The 18,668-nt window shown below is 56.5% G+C and carries 16 protein-coding genes and 1 pseudogene; 11 read left to right on the forward strand and 6 right to left on the reverse strand.

Annotation, left to right across the window (positions count from 1 at the left end; translation table 11 throughout):
* Positions 1–17: 17 nt before the first annotated feature.
* The 8 genes from CEY11_RS16735 (at position 18) to CEY11_RS16770 (ending at position 9,824) form a co-directional block, all read left to right on the forward strand.
* Positions 18–941, forward strand: a complete 924-nt coding sequence (locus CEY11_RS16735) for an alpha/beta fold hydrolase (RefSeq protein WP_233154928.1) — start codon at positions 18–20, stop codon at positions 939–941.
* Between the two features lie 11 nt (positions 942–952).
* Positions 953–1,933, forward strand: coding sequence for a Bug family tripartite tricarboxylate transporter substrate binding protein (locus CEY11_RS16740; RefSeq protein WP_233154929.1), 981 nt, complete (start codon positions 953–955; stop codon positions 1,931–1,933).
* A gap of 171 nt (positions 1,934–2,104) precedes the next feature.
* Positions 2,105–4,192, forward strand: coding sequence for a serine hydrolase domain-containing protein (locus CEY11_RS16745; RefSeq protein ID WP_088604554.1), 2,088 nt, complete (start codon positions 2,105–2,107; stop codon positions 4,190–4,192).
* 68 nt (positions 4,193–4,260) lie between these two features.
* Positions 4,261–6,141, forward strand: coding sequence for an HAL/PAL/TAL family ammonia-lyase (locus CEY11_RS16750; protein ID WP_233154930.1), 1,881 nt, complete (start codon positions 4,261–4,263; stop codon positions 6,139–6,141).
* Between the two features lie 710 nt (positions 6,142–6,851).
* A protein-coding gene (locus CEY11_RS16755) for an IS3 family transposase (protein ID WP_088604555.1) occupies positions 6,852–8,062 on the forward strand; the annotation gives its coding sequence in 2 pieces (ribosomal slippage) (positions 6,852–7,167 and positions 7,167–8,062; 1,212 coding nt in all).
* Between the two features lie 137 nt (positions 8,063–8,199).
* Positions 8,200–8,823, forward strand: coding sequence for a BrnA antitoxin family protein (locus CEY11_RS25965; RefSeq protein WP_269845290.1), 624 nt, complete (start codon positions 8,200–8,202; stop codon positions 8,821–8,823).
* An 80-nt stretch (positions 8,824–8,903) separates the two neighbouring features.
* Positions 8,904–9,176 (forward strand): hypothetical protein, encoded by a 273-nt coding sequence (locus CEY11_RS25200; protein WP_143322903.1) that lies wholly within the window; start codon positions 8,904–8,906, stop codon positions 9,174–9,176.
* A 6-nt stretch (positions 9,177–9,182) separates the two neighbouring features.
* Positions 9,183–9,824 (forward strand): hypothetical protein, encoded by a 642-nt coding sequence (locus CEY11_RS16770; protein WP_088604557.1) that lies wholly within the window; start codon positions 9,183–9,185, stop codon positions 9,822–9,824.
* Between the two features lie 293 nt (positions 9,825–10,117).
* Here CEY11_RS16770 and CEY11_RS25570 read toward each other — a convergent pair whose 3' ends face one another.
* On the reverse strand, positions 10,118–10,729 hold the full coding sequence (locus CEY11_RS25570; RefSeq protein WP_198958925.1) for a helix-turn-helix domain-containing protein: 612 nt from the start codon (positions 10,727–10,729) through the stop codon (positions 10,118–10,120).
* 185 nt (positions 10,730–10,914) lie between these two features.
* On the opposite strand from CEY11_RS25570, the gene CEY11_RS16785 reads away from it, so the two are divergent.
* On the forward strand, positions 10,915–11,859 hold the full coding sequence (locus CEY11_RS16785; protein WP_088604558.1) for a LysR family transcriptional regulator: 945 nt from the start codon (positions 10,915–10,917) through the stop codon (positions 11,857–11,859).
* Positions 11,860–11,913: 54 nt separating this feature from the next.
* Here the strand turns inward: CEY11_RS16785 and CEY11_RS16790 are convergent, their stop codons facing one another.
* The 5 genes from CEY11_RS16790 to CEY11_RS16810 all read right to left on the reverse strand — a co-directional run bounded on the left by CEY11_RS16790 (position 11,914) and on the right by CEY11_RS16810 (position 16,026).
* A complete protein-coding gene (locus CEY11_RS16790) occupies positions 11,914–12,426 on the reverse strand; it encodes a 2,4'-dihydroxyacetophenone dioxygenase family protein (protein ID WP_088604559.1) in 513 nt (170 codons plus the stop codon).
* Between the two features lie 55 nt (positions 12,427–12,481).
* Positions 12,482–12,874, reverse strand: coding sequence for a lipocalin-like domain-containing protein (locus tag CEY11_RS16795; protein ID WP_088604560.1), 393 nt, complete (start codon positions 12,872–12,874; stop codon positions 12,482–12,484).
* 37 nt (positions 12,875–12,911) lie between these two features.
* The gene (locus CEY11_RS16800; protein WP_088604561.1) at positions 12,912–13,916 is read right to left on the reverse strand and encodes an amidohydrolase family protein; all 1,005 of its coding nucleotides are present in this window, start codon (positions 13,914–13,916) and stop codon (positions 12,912–12,914) included.
* An 88-nt stretch (positions 13,917–14,004) separates the two neighbouring features.
* Positions 14,005–14,982 (reverse strand): Bug family tripartite tricarboxylate transporter substrate binding protein, encoded by a 978-nt coding sequence (locus CEY11_RS16805; RefSeq protein ID WP_088604562.1) that lies wholly within the window; start codon positions 14,980–14,982, stop codon positions 14,005–14,007.
* A gap of 57 nt (positions 14,983–15,039) precedes the next feature.
* Positions 15,040–16,026, reverse strand: a complete 987-nt coding sequence (locus CEY11_RS16810; protein ID WP_088604563.1) for an NAD(P)-dependent oxidoreductase — start codon at positions 16,024–16,026, stop codon at positions 15,040–15,042.
* A gap of 351 nt (positions 16,027–16,377) precedes the next feature.
* Here CEY11_RS16810 and CEY11_RS16815 point away from each other — a divergent pair.
* Together CEY11_RS16815 and CEY11_RS16820 are read left to right on the forward strand one after the other, a co-directional pair.
* Positions 16,378–17,404, forward strand: a pseudogene (locus tag CEY11_RS16815) (aldo/keto reductase).
* A 362-nt stretch (positions 17,405–17,766) separates the two neighbouring features.
* Positions 17,767–18,558: an MBL fold metallo-hydrolase gene (locus tag CEY11_RS16820; RefSeq protein WP_233154944.1), complete on the forward strand. Its 792-nt coding sequence runs from the start codon at positions 17,767–17,769 to the stop codon at positions 18,556–18,558.
* The last annotated feature ends 110 nt before the right edge of the window (positions 18,559–18,668 follow it).

The following is an 18,668-nucleotide window of genomic DNA, read 5'->3' on the forward strand; positions in this document are numbered from 1 at the left end:
CGGTTCGGAGTTATTACGTGGGCGGCACCGACATCACTATTAGCGGACTACCTGTGCTGAATCGGCAAATCGTGCCGGCGTCCGCAACACGTGATGTGGATATGAATGGAAGCTATGCGGTCGGACAACTGTACGTGCAGGAGTATCGGCTTGCGCAGCCGCGTTTTCCCTTTCCTGTATTGCTGTGGCATGGCGGTGGAATGTGTGGAAGCCAGTGGGAATCAACGCCGGATGGGCGTGCTGGCTGGCTTTGGGAATTTTTAAGCATGGGCTTTGACGTTCTGGTGTCCGACGCCCCCGAACGGGGACGCTCGCCGTGGCTGATGATGAATGCCCACAGCGAGAGCGACTTTCCTGTTTACCGCAGCCGTAAAGAAGCATGGTCGGTATTCAGGATAGGCGCGCCCGAAGGCTACACAGACGATCCTTCTGCACGCAAACCCTATAGCGGCCAGCGGTTTCCGATTGGCGCGTTCGATGCATTCGCCAAGCAGTTCGTGCCGCGCTGGGTGGGCCATACGGATCTGGAGTTGGATGGCTACACGGCTTTGGTACAGCAACTGGGCCCCTGCATTCTCGTCGGACACAGCCAGGGCGGAGGCTACGCATTGCGCGTGGCCCAGAAATGCACGAGCCAGGTTCAAGCCGTGGTGGCTCTGGAGCCCACAGGCATGCCCGATGATGCACGCCGCTCAGCGGCGCCGCACCTGTTTCTGTGGGCCGATCATTTCTCCTATAGCGACCTGTGGCGCGCATACCGTAGTACCGCCCAGGCCTTTTATTCCGAGTTGGCGACGCATCTGCAAGCGTCACAAATCGATCTGCCCGGCTTGGGAATCAGCGGGAACTCTCACTTTATGATGCTTGACCGCAATAGCCGAGACATTGCCGTGCTCGTGGCCAAGTGGTTGCAATGCAGTATCAAAGCCCATACCAACTAAAGGAGCTCAGTATGTTGTCAAAATCCATTTCCACTCTTGTGTTCGGCTGCATTGGCGCGCTGGCTCTCTCCGTGCCGGGCGCATCAGCGGCGGCTTATCCCGACAAGCCGATCCACATGATCGTGCCTTTTGCTCCCGGCGGCACCGCTGACATCATCGGCCGCCTGTTTGCCAGCCAGCTCGGCAAAGAGCTGGGGCAGAGCATCGTCGTCGAAAACAAGCCAGGCGCGGGCGGCTCCATCGGTGCGCGCTTCGTTGCCGACTCTGCGCCTGACGGATATACGCTGCTGCTCTCATCGTCCAGCACCCAGGGGTCGAACGCGGCGGTCTACAAAAAACTTACCTACGATCCGGTTGACGACTTCACTCCCATCACCTTGATTGAAACCGTACCGGGCGTGTTGAGCGTGACGAAGTCCTTTCCGGCTGGCGATATGGCAGGCTTGATCAAAGAGCTCAAGGCCAAACCGGATGCGTATAGCTATGCGTCCTCGGGGAAGGGGGGATTGGGCAATCTTGCCATGGAGTTATTCAAGTCGATCGCAGGTGTGAATATCATGCACGTCCCGTATAAAGGGGCTGGCCCGGCTTTTACCGATGTGATCAGCGGACAGGTGCAGATGATATGGGAGCCGATTACCGCGGAACTGCCGTTCATTCGAAATGGCCAGCTCAAGCCTATTGCCATCGCAGCCCGGGAGCGTTCCGGCGAACTGCCGGATGTGCCGACCTTTGAAGAGGCGGGCATCGCCAACTACAACGCTCAAGCGTGGAATGGCCTGCTCGGGCCCAAGAACATGCCGGCTGGCGTCGTGAAAAAACTGCATGAAGCATCCGTCCAAGCGCTAAAAGATCCCGACATGGCTCGCAAGCTGGCGCAACTCGGCGGTACGGTGGTTGCCAGCACTCCTGAACAGTTCCGTAAAGTGATTGTTGACGATATTGCCAAGTGGAAGAGAGTGGCTGCCGACTCCAATATTCAACTCGACTGACCACACTTCGGCGGTCAGTGAAACGCAATGTCTTCATTGCAGGCTTTCCTGGCGAGGACATTCCTTTCATGGCCGCTATAGCGTAAAGGGCGCTTGCCGAACGGGCCGCGGCTTGTTGAACACCATCTTCTTGCTGTAAATTGTGTTTCAAAATACAACAGGGAGATTGCCATGGGTGCCAAAAACCATACTCACATGCCGGCATCGCCGGGGCGCCGCAGGCTGCTGCAGTCGGCCCTGGCGGGAACCCTCGGCATGTCGCTCGCCGCCTGCGGCGGAGACGATGACTCGGGCTCGGTCGATTATTCCGCCACCATCCAGGATGGCCGGGCCGCCATCCAGCGGGCCATGGATGAATCAAAGACCTCTTCCGTATCGGTGGCGCTGGTCGACGGCGATCGCATGGTCTGGCAGCAGGCATTCGGCATGGCCGACCAGGCCGGTGGGAAGCCCGCCGACGTCAATACGCTGTACAACATCGGGTCGGTCAGCAAAGTGTTCGCGACCGCCGCCATCATGCTGCTGGTCGATCGCGGGCAGGTCGATCTCGACGCCCCGGCTGCCAGCTATGTGCACGATTTCCACATGCTGTCGCCCGGCTATGCGCGCATAACCGTGCGCATGCTGCTCAGCCATAGCTCGGGCTTCCCGGGCTCCAACTACAACAACAGTTTCACCTTTCAGCCCGTGCCCGGCTATGCGCGGCGCACCCAGTCCGTGCTTGCGGACGAGCATCTCAAGCACGAACCGGGCGAGCTGGCTGTGTATTGCAACGACGGCTTCACCATGGCCGAGCGCGTGGTCGAGGAAGTCAGCGGCAAGTCCTACGCCGCATTCGTGCAGCAGGAAATCCTCGGGCCCCTGTCCATGACCTTGACCCGCTACCCCTTGAGCCATTACCCCGCGGGCAGCTTTGCCCATCCGTATGCCGACGGCAAGGAACTGGGCCAGGAGTTCGTCAATGTATATGGCTCGGGAGGATTGAGCAGCACGCCCACCGAGATGATGAACCTGGCCATGATGTTCATGAATCAGGGCGAGTACAAGGGGCGTCGCATTCTTTCGCGCGCCGCGGTTCAGCAAATGGGCACCGATCAAACGACGGGGCTCGCCCTGAACCCCACGCCGGTCTGGAAGTGGGGGCTGGGATGGGATCAGGTCGATCATCCGGGCCTGCGCAGTGTGGGCTTTACCTGCTGGCAGAAGAATGGGGGCACCGCCTATTTCGGCAGCGATTTTTTTGTTTTGCCCGAAGTGGGGCTTGCCCTGATGATCACGGGCACGTCTCTAAGCTACGGTTCGGCCGTATTGGCAGAGCGCATACTGCTGCACGCGCTGGTCGACAAGCACCGGTTGGCTGGCATGCCGCAGAAATTGTCCGCCACGCCGCCGCCGGTTGCGCCGGACGGCAGCGCCGATTTAAGCGGGATACAAGGCTATTACGGCAGCTTCGAGGGCGTCAGCAAGGTCGTGCCCAACGGTAGCGATGCGGTCGATCTGCTGCGGTATGTCAATGGCGCCTGGACGATGGTCGCCAGCGGCCTGCAGCTGCGCACCGACGGCTGGTTCGCGTCGGATCAATCGCCTCGATCCTTCCGTATCGAAGACATAGGTTCTTATCGCTACCTGAGCTCGCGTTTCGTCACCGGCTATGGCCATTATTTGGGCGGCCTGCCGTACGGCGAGCGCATCCAGGCCGAATCCCCCATTTCGCCAGCGTGGCGGGCGCGCATCGGGCAAAGCTGGGTATTGGTCAACGAGCATGAGTCTTCTACCTCGCTTGTCTCCGATTCCCCGCGTGTGACGCTTTCCGAAATCCCGGATCTGCCCGGTTACGTGCAGATCGATGGCCGCCAGCCCTTGCTGCCGGATACCGACCTGCGTACGCGCCAGTTCCTGAAGATTCCTGTGATTATGGGGCGCGACTTGTACGAGCTGGTCGTGCGACAGCCGGATGGCGCGGCAGAATGGCTGTGGTTTGGCGGATATCTGTACCGGCCGCTTTCTTCCATTCCTTCGGTATCGGCGGGCACGCGGGCCGTGCAGTTCGACGCAGAGGGAAATTCCGAATGCCTGCTGCTGGAGCATTGCAGCGCAGTCACGGTTTCCGGTGCCCGCGCCTGGCGGCTGTACGACGACCAATGGAAGGTCGTCCAGTTCGTCGAAGGGCCGGGCAGCGCCACGTTTTCCGCGGCAAATCGCTATTACCTGATGGTATACGGCGAAGCCACGAGCCAGGCGCAGCTTGTACTGGCTTGAAGCGTAACGAACGCGGTGGCCGTTGCGGCGCGGCTGAGCTCAAGCGTTAACTGATAGCGGAGATTTTCATGAAATACGCGGCACTCTGGGCTGTATTATTTTTCGCCGCGTGTGCGAGTAACGCTCGAAGCGAAGACCTGCCGCCGGCGCAAAGGCCAGCGGCTGTCTTGGCTGACGGGGCGGCGAACCGCGGGTTCGGTTATTCCATCGCGCTCGACGACCACACGGCTGCAATGGGCGCTGCCAACACCATGGCCAGCGGCAATGCCAGCGAAAGCACGGCCCGTGCGTCCACGCGCTCTGGCGGAGTAGGGGAAGCCGTCGGCGTTTCGCCGCAAACGGGCCAGCGATCCGAGACTGCCGATACGCTCACCCTCGATGGAAGCGGCCTGACCGTCCCAGAAATCATAGCGGTCGCGCGCGGGAACATTCCGGTGACCCTCGACCCGGCAGCGATGAAGCGCGTTCAGCAGTCGTTCGATCTGCTCCTGGCTGCGGCCCAGCAAGGCATACCCGTCTATGGGCTCAATCGCGGCGTCGGGGAAAACAAAGACAAGACGATCTTTAGCGGGGCGATTACTCCCGAGGCCCGCCAATTGTCCGAGAAATTCAACGCCAACAATCTCCGCGCCACGAGCGCGGGCGCCGGGCCCGAGGCCCCACAAGATCTCGTTCGTGCCCTCATGGTCATACGCCTGAACACGATTCTGGTGGGCGACAGCGGCGCGCGGCCGGAGGTTGCCGAACGCTACCGCGACTTCCTCAATCTGCGCATCTACCCGGTAATGCCCACCAGAGCGTCCGTGGGCGAGGCGGACATCACGCTACTCGCGCATATCGGGCTGGCCATGATGGGCGAGGGGAACGTGATCTACAACGGACGGCGCATGCCCGCCAGTGCAGCGCTGAAGGACGCGGGCCTCAAACCGCTGGTGCCGTTCGCCAAAGACTCGCTCGTCATCATGAGCTCGAACGCCTACGCGGCGGCCCTTGCCGCCTTCGCGGTTCATGACGCGGAGCATTTGCTGGCAGTAAGCCGCAAGGTCGTGGCGCTGAGCCTGGAAGGCCTCAATGGCAATATTGCCCCCTATCTGCCGGCCGTCAATCAGATTCGGCCATATGCCGCCACGGGGCGAGCGGCGGCCGGCATGCTGGCCGAGCTCAAGGGCAGCTATCTGTGGCAGCCCTCCGAGCAGCGGGCGCTGCAGGATCCCCTAAGCTTTCGCACCGCAAGCTACGTCCTGGGCACAGCCGAGAAAGAAGTCGGCCGGCTGAAGAAGCTGCTCGAGATCCAGATCAACTCCTCGGACGACAACCCCGCATCCATCCCAGGCATCGCGCCTTTGCCCGGTGCGCCGGATCAGGTGCGCTTTTATTATGTGACCAGCGGCCCGGTGCGCGGGGCAGTCATCCCCACCGCCAATTTCGAGCCGCTGCCGTGGGTCATGCCGCTGGCGTCCTTGGGCATCGCGCTTGGCCGCGTGTCCGCGGCTTCCGTGGCGCGAACCGTGCGCCTCGGAACGCCGGAATTCACACACCTCTCCCGCTTTCTCTCTCCTGACGACACCACTTTGGCCTACTCGGCCGTCCAGAAGGTCAGCGACGAACTCGACCTGGAGAATCAAGAGCTGAGCCAGCCGGTTTTGCGCAATCCGATACCCATAGCCGGCGATATCGAGGACATGGGGACGGGTTCCGCGTTTGCCGCTGAGCGCGTCCTTCGGCTCGTCGACAATTTGTACTATGTGACCGGGCTGGAGCTGATGCATGCCGCGCAGGCCGTCTCCCTGCGCCTTCGAGCCAGCCCCGGCCTTGCACTCGGCAAGGGAACCGGCGCGCTGTTGCAGGGCTTTCGACAGCGGGTTCCCTTCCTCGACCGCGATCGCCCGCTTACTCCGGATATTCAGGCGTCCTATCAATTTCTGCGGCAACTTGACGGCGGTTTATGACCGCCGGCCATTGCCAGCTCGATTTTCCCGAGCCGGCGGCCGGTGTCGACGGAGTCCGGGTTGACACCGCGATGGCCTGGCATGCGCAAGCGATTACCAGGCTGTGTGCGGCGGATAGGCCGCATGATTCGGCTGTTCGAGTGCTTGCATTGATAATTGCTGTACGCAGTCGTCTGCGACCTCCGGGTAGATTGCCACGATTCTTCGTGCCATGCCTTCGTCAGTTTCGTCGAATAGTCGTTGAGGCACTTTTAGCCCTAGCTCATGGAGCTTGCGCGCGACCGTGGCCAATAGATCGGATCCAGCGGTACTAGAAAAAAGGGATGATTGACCCATCGCCGGCTCCTTTTTGCTTGGGTGAGTGATTTGTCCCCCATATCCTAGTAAGTCGTGTCGTCTACCGGCATCAGCCAAATGGTCTACGACTCATGGCTAAATCACCAGTTTTTCACGAAGGGCCGGCGGTTCTTTTTATGTTTGTAGGGATACGCGTCGTCAAAACTAATCCAATGGATCATGCTCCACGCTGTGCATGGCATTACCGAATCCAAGGGTGATAAGGCTAATCTATCGAAAGCCAGCGCAACGACCAGGCCGGCCTGGTCGACGTGTTGATTGGATCAGCCCCTTGAAACACCGGACACAGTCACCCGCTAAAAATAGCAGGTAGGCATACGACTGTGTTTATGACCAACAGCAAGCAGGAAGTGATGGAATTACTGACCCAGCCGGAGCGTCGGCGCCGCTGGTCGGTGCAAGAGAAGCTGACCATGGTTCGAGAGAGCAACGAACCTGGCAAGACGGTGTCGATGGTGGCACGCCAGCATGGCGTCAATCCGAATCAACTGTTCCACTGGCGCAAACTGTACCAGGACGGCGGTTTGTCGGCCGTCGGTGCCGGTGAGCAGGTGGTAGCAGCCTCGGAACTGGCCGACGCGCTCAAGCAGATCCGGGAGCGGCAACGGATGCTGGGCAAGAAGACCATGGAGAACGAGATTCTGCGCGAAGCGGTGGAGTATGGCCGCTCAAAAAAATGGGTTGCGCGCTCGCCCTCGTTGCCAGGGGAAGACCAGTGAAACGGGTCTGTGAAGTCCTCGGCGTGGCGCGCTCAAATATGGCAGTACGTTTGGCTAGGTCGCAGGATTGGCGTGATGGCCGCAAGGCCTACACGCCCCAGGACAGTGGACTGGTTGAGGAAATCCAACGGCATATCGGTCAGCTTCCCAGCTACGGCTATCGTCGAGTCTGGGCGTTGGTGAGTCGAGACTGGATGTGGCACGATGAGCCGCCCTTCAACGTCAAGCGGGTCTACCGAGTGATGCGAGACCACGGCTTGCTGTTATCGCGCCGCAGGCAGCCGCAAATGCCGGCACGCCGCCACGATGGTCAAGTGGCTGTCCGGCGCAGCAACCAGCGCTGGTGTGCTGACGGGTTTGAGTTCCGCTGTGATGATGGCAGCCCCTTGAGGGTGACCTTTGCCCTGGATTGCTGCGACCGCGAGGCGATAAGCTGGGCGGCAATCACTGCCGGTCACAGTGGCGATGTGGCGCGCGATGTAATGCTGGCCGCGCTAGAACACCGGTTCGGCGGCGCCGACCATGCACCTGCGGAGGTCGAGTGGCTGACCGATAACGGGTCGGCCTACATCGCTGGCAAAACGCGGGCGTTTGCCCAGCAGATCGGCCTGAAACCGGTCACCACGCCAATACGCAGTCCCCAGAGCAATGGCATGGCTGAGAGCTTCGTGAAGACGATCAAGCGTGATTACGTCGCCTTCATGCCCAAGCCTGACGTGCCTGCAGCACTGCAGAATCTGGCCATTGCCTTCGAGCATTACAACGAGCAGCATCCCCATAGCGCGCTGAAATACCGATCCCTCAGGGATTTCAGACAGCACCAGGAATTATTAACCCAAGGGTGATCTGGTGTCCAGAAATGCGGGGGCAAATCCAGAACCATGAAGACCCGAGAAGCGATGCTGCGCGGAATGAGGTGCTTCAACTCGATGAGCTGGAAGGGGCTATTGCATGAAATGCGATTTTGTAGTAACGTTTTTGTATGTTGACGAGGTTTGAATGGGACGCCGCAAAGGCGGCGACGAACCTGCGTAAACATGGTGTGAGCTTCGAGGTCGCGGTGCGGGCATTTGCCGACCCCTTCGCGCTGACCGGGCCGGAACGTGTGGAGCGTGGCGAACAACGCTGGCAGACGCTTGGCATGGTAGATGGGTATCTCTTGCTTCTAGTGGCTCATACCGTTCTGGAACTGAAGGCGGACAATCGAATCGTTGAGGTCTCCGTGTCATCTCAGCCAGGCGGGCCGACGGGAAGGAAAGGCGACGGAAGGAAAGGCGACGGAAGGAAAGGCGACGTTATGAGCAAGAAATCCGTTAAGCATGAGGTGGATTTGGCGAATCTACCTCCCCTGAGTGACAAGCAAAAAACCGAGTTGGCCGCGCTGGCGGCGCGTGCCGATGAGGATATCGATTACAGCGATATCCCTGCGCTGACGGCGGAGTTCTGGAAGAACGCCGAACGTGGTAAGTTCTATAAACCGACCAAGACCTCAACCACCGTGCGCATCGACTCGGACGTCCTGGCATGGCTGCGGTCGCAGGGCAAAGGCTATCAATCCCGCATCAATGCGATTCTGCGGCGGGAAATGCTCGAATCGCTGAAATAGCCGCGCGGCAGGTGCCCAGCCCCTAAACTGAGGCATATCCAGTTTCAGCGGCTGTTCGCTTTTTGTTATAGGAAATCATCATGGCTATCAAACAATCCAAAGCAGCGCCCGCCAAGGAGACAAGCACGGCTCGTTGGGGTGTCAAAGATGGCATTGCGGTTTCGGTGGCGGGCGGTGCCATGCGGATTTCCTCCAAGCCCAGTCAACCTAAATCGGGGCGGGCGAGCAATTGGAGTCCGCTTACCGAAGTCGTGCGTCAGATCAAGGAAAATCCCTCCCTCGGCCGAAAGGCGGCGACAAAAGCAGGCATCACGACAAAAACTGGCCAGCTCGCCAAAGCCTATAAGCGATAGCTGCCCATGAGCGCAGACCACCGCTATTCGCGTTCTCTGGTGCTAGGATTCCACGGATGTGATGAGTCGATCGGTCGGCAACTGATTGCCGGTGAAGTTACTCACCTGAAACCCAGTAAGAATCCGTATGACTGGCTTGGGGATGGCATCTATTTTTTTGAGAACGATCCGGAGCGTGCTCTGCACTTTGCTGTCACCGCGGCCGAGCATCCGGAGCGGCAACTTACCAAAGGGCGAATAGAGGCGCCCTTTGTCATAGGCGCGGTCATAGACCTACGCAACTGCTTGGACTTATCTCACCAACAGGGTATCCGCGAAGCTGCCGATGCGCTCGAAGCATTAAAAATTTCTCGTGGAGACAAGCCCCTGCCTGTCAACAAGCGCGCCAATGACGAGGACGATGACATCATCGTTCGCAATCTCGACCGAGCCATTGTGAACTATCTCCACGTTCTGCGAAAAGGGGCGGCGCTATCTCCGTACGATTCTGTCAGGTGCCCGTTCTCTCAAGGCAAGCCTTTGGCTGACACGTCGTTTTTCCATGAATACTCGCACGTTCAAATCGCGGTGCGAAACACCAATTGCATTTTGGGCTATTTCTTGCCGCAAAATCCATTAAGCTCACCGTTTCAGGGACTTGTGAACTAATTTCGAAAGGCGGATGGTTAGGCAGATGTGCGTAACCATTCGGCCTCCTCGGACAGCGCATCCACATCGTCCTGCACGTCAACATCTATTCTGAGTGTCGGGAGCAAATAGAGATGTCCGGTTTTATAGCTCGTGAAATGTCCGCTTGCCTGCGGGGTGGCCAGGCCGTGTAGGGCGTAACCCGAAACGGCCTGGCCACCGCGCGCGCCGCCTGTTGGACGGGTCAGGCAGCCCATTGACGTAAGGGCTCGAACCAGGCGCCGTGCTCATCATAGCGAGCCAGACAGCACGGGTCATAAAAGACCGCCAGCGTGCCGTCCACGTAGCGATGCACGCGCACCCGGCGTTTGACGTAGTGGTAACAAGTCGTCGGGCGGTATCTGCAACGTCAACCCCTCGAAGCTGACGCAGTTGTCATTGCCCACGGTGCGCTCGAACTGCTCGCACAGAATCTCGGGCAACTGCGTACCGATGTACGGCACGAAGGCGCTGCCGGGCTGCGCCGAGGCGACGGTGAACTCCTGGTTATGCCGAGGCATGTGCTGTTGCTGCAAGTACTGGTTGGCTCGGGCCACCACGCCTCGCTCCTGCAGCGTCTTCTTCACCCATGTGTAGCTGCGCTCGCCGCCGTGCTCCCGTGCATACCAGCCGTGGAAGTGCTTGACGTTCCACCCCTTGTAGTCGCGCTGGTACAACTCCACAATCCGCACCACTTCGTCGACCGGCGCCCGGCGGTGCGACACCTGGCTGATCCGCTTGTCGATCAGCTCATCGAGCCCCTCGGACTCATACCGCGCCATCTGGCGACGGAAAGTGCGATCGCACACACCCAGTAGCAACGCCGCCTCGTTCTGGCTCAGCCGGCCACTGCGCCAGCCTTCCAACGCTTCTTCGAATCTCAACATCCGGGTCTCCTGTAACCACTTCGCCCGGCCTTGGCGAGCTGCGCTCATACCTCACCCCAAAACTGGACAATTTACGTGCTACAGATCCGGACATTTCATGAACTCCTAACACTGTAATGAGGTAAGTTACGGGTTCGCTTGATATCAGCATTAAAATAAGATGCATTTGTGTGACGGAGTGGCGGATGATAAGGAATAAATTAGAACTTCGGCAGCTTCGTTATTTTGTCAGGGCTGTTGAGCTTGGTAGTTTGAGCCGTGCCGCAGCCGAACTCGGAACCGTGCCCTCCACACTTAGCCAGCAGATCAGCCGCATGGAAAATTCGGTTTCTACTAGGCTGTTAGCTCGTAGCGCTCGAGGGGTTACTCCCACCGCGGCTGGGGTGGAGTTCTATCGAGAGGTGCAATTGGCGCTGCGTCATGTCGACCACGCCGCTACGGTGGCGCAAGGAGCAAGGGCGGGCGGCCGCGTGAGCATCGGCCTTGCGCCCACGACGGCAGACATGGTTGGGATGTCATTATTGAGGCGGTTGCGGGAGCGTTATCCTTTGCTGCATATCAATCTGATGGAGTGTCCCACCGGCCAGCTATCTCAGATGCTCAATAGCAGGAAGCTTGATCTTGCAATTTTGTTCGACGTTGAAGAAGGACAGCGTTGGGACTCCAAGCTATTGGGCAGTGAGAAAATCTACTTTATCGAAAGTCTCCGTAGTACGCCGACATTTGGAGACAAAAATCGGATCTCACTAGAGCAACTGGAGGGCATCCCGTTGATATTGCCCAGTGCGAACAACGGTTTACGCAGGATGCTCAATGCCTCTTTTTCGTACCTCAGCATGCAACCGAATACGGTGATTGAAATTGATGCGCTGGGAGTGTTGCGCAATGCTATTCTGGAAGGTATTGGGCCGACGCTGCATGCATGGTCGGCAATCGCCAGCGTTCCAAATAATATCGAACTCTATCGAATGGTTGAAGTGGAAGGCGTGACTCGTAGCAACTCGTTGTGCTGTTTGAGCCAAGAAGAACTGTCGATGGCGGCGCTGGGTGCGCGCCTATCCCTTATCGAGTGTTTTCGCGAACTAGATGGCCCTAACTTCACTCACCAGGATGACACACCGTCCCCGTAGCTGGCGATTCATGTGGTGTGACGGGGGCGTTTGCATAAGTGCAGGAGCGTATCGCTAACGCAAGAATTTCTTGACGTAGTCGGTGCCGAGGCCGATTTTCTCGAAATGTTCGGATGCCAACTTCACGTAGTGAAAGACATCAATGATCTTTTCAATTTGGTTGTTTTCGTCGAAATAGGTGATAGCGCCATGATTCTGGAACATGGTGATCATTTCGTCTTGTTCTTGGTCGACAACCAGCGTATGGATATCTCCCGGCGTTTCGTACAAGTATGAGCCTGGCGTCGCAACCCATTCTCGTTCCAGATATCGCCAAGTGCCCTTAAGCACATAGGCGTGGACGGGAGCAGGGTGTTTGTGCCGAGACAAAAAACCTTTGCCTTTGAACTTCGTCAGATGTACCCAGTAGCCTTGCGAGACATTCAAACAGAGAGGCCGGGACCACCGGTTGGGGCCGTTAGGTACCCACAGACGATCATCATCTTGAGACAGCACGTTGGGGACGAACAACTCAGGAAGACTATGCTGTGATTTCGGGCCGGTGTAGGGCTTTAGATTTTCTAACATGATCTTTTACTTTCGATATTTGAGATTGCCGAGTGGTGTGCTGATGCACGGGAAATTAAGAAATTTTTGCCCAGATCAGCGTTCGCTGCTCCAGTCGATTACCATATTTTCTCAGCGGGGGTGTCAGCACCATGTGCCCCGTTTCGAACGTGACGTCACGTACCTGTTCGCCGCCCAATCTGCTTTTGTCTGAAGCAGCATCCACGTGGACGCGTAGCACCGCGCCATCGAACTCGAATACCCCTCCATATGAAGAGTATTCCGGCCCAATGGCGTCGCCCGACGGTTTTTCACGACCCGAGATCGCCGCTAGCATGCGGCCCTGAGAGAACGTAATTATGCCAATTGGGTTCGTGCCATAGGGCGCCTGAATCGCGTTTCCATGTTCATCTCGAGCTTGCGAGGACACCAATCGCCAAATGCCGTCGATAGGCAGAGTCTGCTCCATTCAATTCTCCTGATTGTCATCGCCGCAAAGTGGGGCATCAGGCCCCAAGGTTGTAAACGCGATTGGCTGTGCCGGAAAAAATCGCATTCCGTTCTTCATTGGAGTATGACGCGGTTGCCAGCTTATAGACATTGATTAAATCCCGGTAACTGCACACGGCCAGGTCGACAGGGAAATTGCTGCCGAACAAGCATCGCGAGGGGCTGAACGCCTCAATGCATGCGTCAATGTAGGGCTTCCAGCGTGTGGCAAGTGTTTCCGCGTCAGGACGGCCAGAGGGGAGATCAATACCGATTCGGGGTGCTGTGAGGCCGCTGAGTTTCATGAATGTATTGGGGCGGGCGGCGACCTGTTCAATGGCCGAACGCCAGCGCGAGAAGCGATCCGACGTGGCATAGGCATTGATGCCTAGAGGGCCACCGCAGTGGTTGACGACAATGACGGCTTCGCCAAAATGATCCGCAAGATCACAAAGCTCGGGGAGCTGCGGCTCATATTGCCACGCGTCATAAACCAGCCCCGTTTTTGCCAAGTATGAGAAGCCGCGCCGAAACGCCGCGTCTAGTAGAAGCCCCTTAGGCGAGTAGGGGCGCAGGCCAAGATTCAGGCTCGGATCCGGATTCCAATAAACAGCGCCGCGGATACCCTTGAGTTTGCCGCCGCATTCTTCATTCATCTCGTCCAACACTTCTTCAACGCGCTCTTCAATGGTCAGGTCGACTGCGCCAACGAAACCATCGGTTTTGCGGTCTTTTAGTATCTGTCCTCGTGCTTTCTCCCATGCATAAAACTGTGCCTCTCCAACGGAACGTTTAGCTGGATCGCCACCTTGACGATATCCGGAGTGACACTCAACGTAGACCGTTCCGGAAATCACGTGGCCATTTTGGCTCAAATCCGCCTCGAAATCTTCGATCAGATAGCGCTGATGCGCTTTAAGCCACAGATGATGGTGACTGTCCACCACTTTGATGTGCGGATCAATGACCGTCGAAGCGCGGTCAATTGTCTGCGCCGCAGAGGGGGAAGATTGATTGTTCATACTTGTTTCTACTTCAATAATAAAGATTATCTATTTAGGTTGGAATCTCGATTTTTCGACGAGCTGTGCTGCGGTGTTTGCTATTTTTCTACATGGTGGGTTGGAACCCTGATTTTTTGACGAGATGTGCTGTAGTATTTACCATTTTTTCTACATAGTGTTGGGCCTCATCACCGAATATGGCGAAGTCATCCATCGCATTGCTCTCATCGTAGGCGCGTAATTCAGGCGCGGTGACTGATTTTTTCAGCACATTGATCAGAGCTCCGCGGGTTGTTCTGGGAGTCCCCTTTTTCGCAAACACGCCATTAATAGTTTGCATACTGAAATCAATACCTTGTTCGGTCATCGTCGGCGTGTCAGGGTAGCCAGTCAAACGTTTTGGAGCTGTGACAGCGACGGCGTTAACCTTTTTGCTTTTGATAAATGAGGCGAATCCTGCGGGGTCGCTGACCGCGGCGTCAATCTCTCCCGTAATGACGGCTTGCAGCATTGCTGCGTTGGTTTTGTATGCAATGAACGTGAACTTCGTGTTACTGATGGTCTGGAAGATTTCCCCTACTAGCTGTTGCGTTGCTGTGGCGTACCCGAAGTTCAGCTTGGTAGGATGCTTTTTGGCGTCTTCGATAAGCTTGGGCAGAGTCGAATAGGGGAGCTTGGGGCTGATACCCAACATCATGGTTCCCCGTGCGAAAACCATCAATGGTTCGAAGTCCATCTGTGGGTCATACGGAAGCTTTTTGAATACGAATTTGTTGAAAACAATGACAGAGCTTGTGGTAGTGAGCAACGTTAGCCCATCCGCTTTTCGGTTCAGAACATACTGTGTGCCGACAATACCGTTGGCGCCCGGATGATTTTCTACTATGACCGGATTCCCTGCGGTTTTGGTCACCGCCTTTCCAAGGATACGAGCAATGACATCGGATGATGCACCGGGCGAGCTAGGTACAACAAAAGAGATTGGCGTACTAGCATTGCCACCGATTGGGCCTGCGTATGCAGTGGAAAATGAAGTGAAGAGGGCGATTGCCAGGAGTTTGGATGAAAATTTGAGAATGTTCATGGAGAATTTTTGCCTCGATATGTGATGCCACTAATTGTTTGGCTCAAAATGCAGCCGTTATTGAGTGCCCCGTTTGCTATCTGAGGGGGCGGCAGGGTCGCGCTGGAGTACATCTTCCAAGGCATCTTTGCTTTCTCGTATGGACACGCCTACGCGCTCTTGCGGCAGCAGCATGACTGATCGGCTGTCCCTATCCGCCCATCCGCGCAGCATTGCTTCCTGGATGTCCGCCAAAGCCAAGCTTGCAAATCGGGTTGGTACATTGAGTTGCCGGGCGAGATTGGTCGCGCTGAGCAAGTCTTTATGGACAATACGTAGCGTTGATTTTGGTGGGTCGAAGTTGCCGGGAAGGAATTCATCGATCAAACCATCAAAGGTGCGCCTGCGCCCGGCGGCGCCTTGACGAAGCGCTTCCCATAGTGCCACAGGCTCCACGCCTGCTTTCACGCCCAGTACGAAAATTTCAGCAATGGCTGCTTGAGTCGATTGAGCGGCACAGTTGTTGACTAGCTTTGTCACTGTCCCGGCCCCGACAGAGCCCACATAGACGGGTTTATCCGCCATTGCCCGCAAAACCTTCACATATTTGTCATAGGTGGGTTTATCTCCGCCCACCCAGACCGACAATCGTCCGCGCCGTGCTCCAATGGCACCTCCGCTGACGGGAGCGTCCAGCATGTGAATGCCTTTTTGCAGGAATCGGGTGTTCAACTCTTGGACAAGCTCTGGCATGCTCGTGGACAGGTCGAAATAGGCGGTTCCCGGCTGTATTCCGGCCAATATTCCTTCGCCGCCGATGGCGACCGAACGGATGGCGTCGAAATCCGGTAGGCAGGTGAAGACCACATCGACGCGTCCAGCCAATTCGCGAGGTGAGGCAACCCACACTGCACCTTGCTTTTCGAGACTTTGTGCGGAGCTACGCTTGATGTCGTGTATCCATAATGCGAATCCGGCCCGAATAAGGTTCTGCGACATGGCAGCTCCCATGTTTCCTAGACCGATAAACCCCGCCTTTATCGGCTTTCCTGCCGCAGTATCCATTTCTGTACCTTATGTTGTTTCGGTATGTCGGTGGCGCTTTTTTGAGACGCCTTTCAAATTCTTGTGCAAATTGTGAGTGCGCGGGCCGAAGAGGACTAGATGGTGTTTAGTGAAGGACGTTTCACGGTTTGTGAAACCTCATTTGATGCAGGTCACAAAAATGCTCTCTGATCTTGAATTTCTTTGCATTAGGTGCACGGGAAAAAAGGAGACTCATAAGGGTTTCATTTATCGTGAAGTATGCGTCATTGCAACTGACTGGGAGAATGTCGGTAGCATGGGTACGCTGTCACGAGGTTCATGCAGATCATTTTTTATTCTCTTGCGCTTATACAAGGAAAAGGCCTTTCAATGGAATATCGCCGCCTAGGTGCCAGCAATTTGCGTGTTTCTTCTTTATGTTTGGGGACGATGATGTTCGGTGAGCAGACCACGTTTGACGAGGCCGAACGTATCGTTGCGTCAGCTCGCGAGGTTGGCATCAATTTCATTGATACCGCTGACGTGTATAACGGGGAGGCACTCAGAAGAAGCCGTAGGTAAGCTACTGAACGGGCAGCGGTACGATTGGGTGTTGGCGACTAAGCTCGGAAATGCTGTCTTCAAAAAGCCAAACTGGTCACATTACTCCCGCCAATGGATCGTGCATGGGGTAGACCTAAGCCTTGCGCGTCTAGCGACGGACTATATCGATATTGTGTATATGCATCGCGATTTCGAAAATGAAAACCTCGAAAAGGCGATTCGTGCGTTGGGCGATCTGATCTGCGCGGGGAAACTGCGTAGTTTCGGATTGTCGAATTTCCGAGGCTGGCGAATTGCTGAGGTGATCCGTTTGTGCCGTGAACTGAACGTGCCGCAGCCGGTTGTCTGTCAGCCCTATTACAACATGCTCAATCGCGGCCCCGAGGTCGAGATCCTGTCGGCCTGCAGCCACTATGGCCTGGGGGTGGTACCTTATAGCCCGATTGCCCGCGGCGTGCTAACCGGCAAGTACACGCTAGGCCAGCAGCCTGCATCGGATACGCGCGCGGGCCGTGGCGACAAGCGCATTATGACGCCGGAGTTCCGTGAGGAATCGCTGAAAATCGCCGCCAAGTTGACTGCTTATAGCGACGGGCGTGGCATCAAGCCCGGCCATTTTGCTACGGCATGGGTGTTGGCCAATCCCTTGGTTTCCTCCGTGATCGCCGGGCCGCGCACGTTGGCGCAAATGCAGGATTATTACCCGGCGCTGGACGTGCGGATCACACCAGAAGAAGAAACCATGGTCGATGCATGGGTAGCGCCAGGCCATGCTTCGACACAGGGTTATAACGATCCCAATCATCCGTTTTACGGCCGGCCTGTTGCGGTAACTCATGACTCGACGAAATAGCGCTGCGCGCGAGAAGCACGCAAGGGGGCCGGCCCCGGCTGTGACGTGATCAGGCCGGCCCAGCACGCGGTGGGCAGTACAGTTCACGTTTGAAAATGGGCGACTGCATTAAGAACATTCTTCGATAATGCTCACCGGTTTCACATTTCGTGAAAGCCCTTTGTGTGAATGTACTCTATCCGCGCGTATGCTTCCTATGTACACTCCATCCCCTATTGATGGCGCTGCGAATCTTCCAAAGTTTGTCGGAGCTGTTCTTTCGCACGGATGGAGAGATGTTAATGGATGCTGTCTACAGAATTGGGGGTTTTACGGTTTATCGCGTCGTTGAGCTTGTAGCTCCCCTGCGGTCGGCATTTGAGATGTTGCCGTCGTTGACGAGGGAGTGCTTAGAGGAGAATCGACATTGGTTACAGCCTCACTCGTTAGGGCCTAATGACATCTTCTCCTTGACCTATCAGTCATACATCGTTCGTACTCCGCATCACACTATTTTGGTTGACAGTTGCCTCGGAAATGACAAACCAAGGCTAGAGCCAGAGTGGAATATGAAAACGGACGACAACTTCGTTCGAGGCTTGGCTGCTGTGGATGTTACGCTGGAAGACATTGATTATGTGATGTGTACCCATCTGCATGTAGATCACGCCGGCTGGAATACCCGTTTGGTTGATGGAAGATGGGTACCCACTTTCCCAAACGCGAGATACATTTTCGGTCGACGTGAGCTTGAGTCAGCTAAAACGAGGTATGCGAAAGGCGGCTACCCGTCTTATGCCAATGGTGTCTTGCCTATCTTGGAGGCTGGGCGTGCCGACATTGTAGAAGACGATTATCAGATCGGAGATTATGTCCGATTGCTGCCCACGCCAGGTCACACAGACGGGCATGTTGCGTTCTGCTTTGGAAAGAGTGTCGATGCCGCGGTAATGACCGGCGATCTTCTGCATGTGCCACTCCAGATCCGTTATCCGGAGCTCTCTTTCTCACGAGATAAAGATTCAGTTCAATCTGCGCTCACTCGACGGTCGTTCCTTGAGCATTTTTGCGACACGCCCACATTGTGCTGTACAGCCCATCTCCCGTCTCCTTCGGTTGGAAGAATAAAACGGTGGGGAGATGGATATCGGTTGTTGCCGGTTGGGTGCGCATAGCATTGCGGCGCTCGATCACACTTTCCTTATGCAGGTAGCCTTGATGGCTCCGAAAGATAAGAACGAATACTCAGGAGAACATATTGGAACTCATTTTAATTAATGACCCG

It is taken from the genome of Candidimonas nitroreducens (genome assembly GCF_002209565.1).
In the GTDB taxonomy this organism is placed as follows: domain Bacteria; phylum Pseudomonadota; class Gammaproteobacteria; order Burkholderiales; family Burkholderiaceae_B; genus Candidimonas; species Candidimonas nitroreducens.

What these genes read in the sequence shown, in the direction of transcription:
- CEY11_RS25965 (WP_269845290.1), top strand. Translation starts at nt 8,200, where the DNA reads ATGTTGACGAGGTTTGAATGGGACGCCGCAAAGGCGGCGACGAACCTG.
- CEY11_RS16820 (WP_233154944.1), top strand. Translation starts at nt 17,767, where the DNA reads ATGTTGCCGTCGTTGACGAGGGAGTGCTTAGAGGAGAATCGACATTGG.
- CEY11_RS25570 (WP_198958925.1), bottom strand. Translation starts at nt 10,729, where the DNA reads ATGTTGAGATTCGAAGAAGCGTTGGAAGGCTGGCGCAGTGGCCGGCTG.
- CEY11_RS16745 (WP_088604554.1), top strand. Translation starts at nt 2,105, where the DNA reads ATGGGTGCCAAAAACCATACTCACATGCCGGCATCGCCGGGGCGCCGC.
- CEY11_RS16750 (WP_233154930.1), top strand. Translation starts at nt 4,261, where the DNA reads ATGAAATACGCGGCACTCTGGGCTGTATTATTTTTCGCCGCGTGTGCG.
- CEY11_RS16740 (WP_233154929.1), top strand. Translation starts at nt 953, where the DNA reads ATGTTGTCAAAATCCATTTCCACTCTTGTGTTCGGCTGCATTGGCGCG.
- CEY11_RS16785 (WP_088604558.1), top strand. Translation starts at nt 10,915, where the DNA reads ATGATAAGGAATAAATTAGAACTTCGGCAGCTTCGTTATTTTGTCAGG.
- CEY11_RS16810 (WP_088604563.1), bottom strand. Translation starts at nt 16,026, where the DNA reads ATGGATACTGCGGCAGGAAAGCCGATAAAGGCGGGGTTTATCGGTCTA.
- CEY11_RS16805 (WP_088604562.1), bottom strand. Translation starts at nt 14,982, where the DNA reads ATGAACATTCTCAAATTTTCATCCAAACTCCTGGCAATCGCCCTCTTC.
- CEY11_RS16790 (WP_088604559.1), bottom strand. Translation starts at nt 12,426, where the DNA reads ATGTTAGAAAATCTAAAGCCCTACACCGGCCCGAAATCACAGCATAGT.
- CEY11_RS16795 (WP_088604560.1), bottom strand. Translation starts at nt 12,874, where the DNA reads ATGGAGCAGACTCTGCCTATCGACGGCATTTGGCGATTGGTGTCCTCG.
- CEY11_RS16800 (WP_088604561.1), bottom strand. Translation starts at nt 13,916, where the DNA reads ATGAACAATCAATCTTCCCCCTCTGCGGCGCAGACAATTGACCGCGCT.
- CEY11_RS25200 (WP_143322903.1), top strand. Translation starts at nt 8,904, where the DNA reads ATGGCTATCAAACAATCCAAAGCAGCGCCCGCCAAGGAGACAAGCACG.
- CEY11_RS16770 (WP_088604557.1), top strand. Translation starts at nt 9,183, where the DNA reads ATGAGCGCAGACCACCGCTATTCGCGTTCTCTGGTGCTAGGATTCCAC.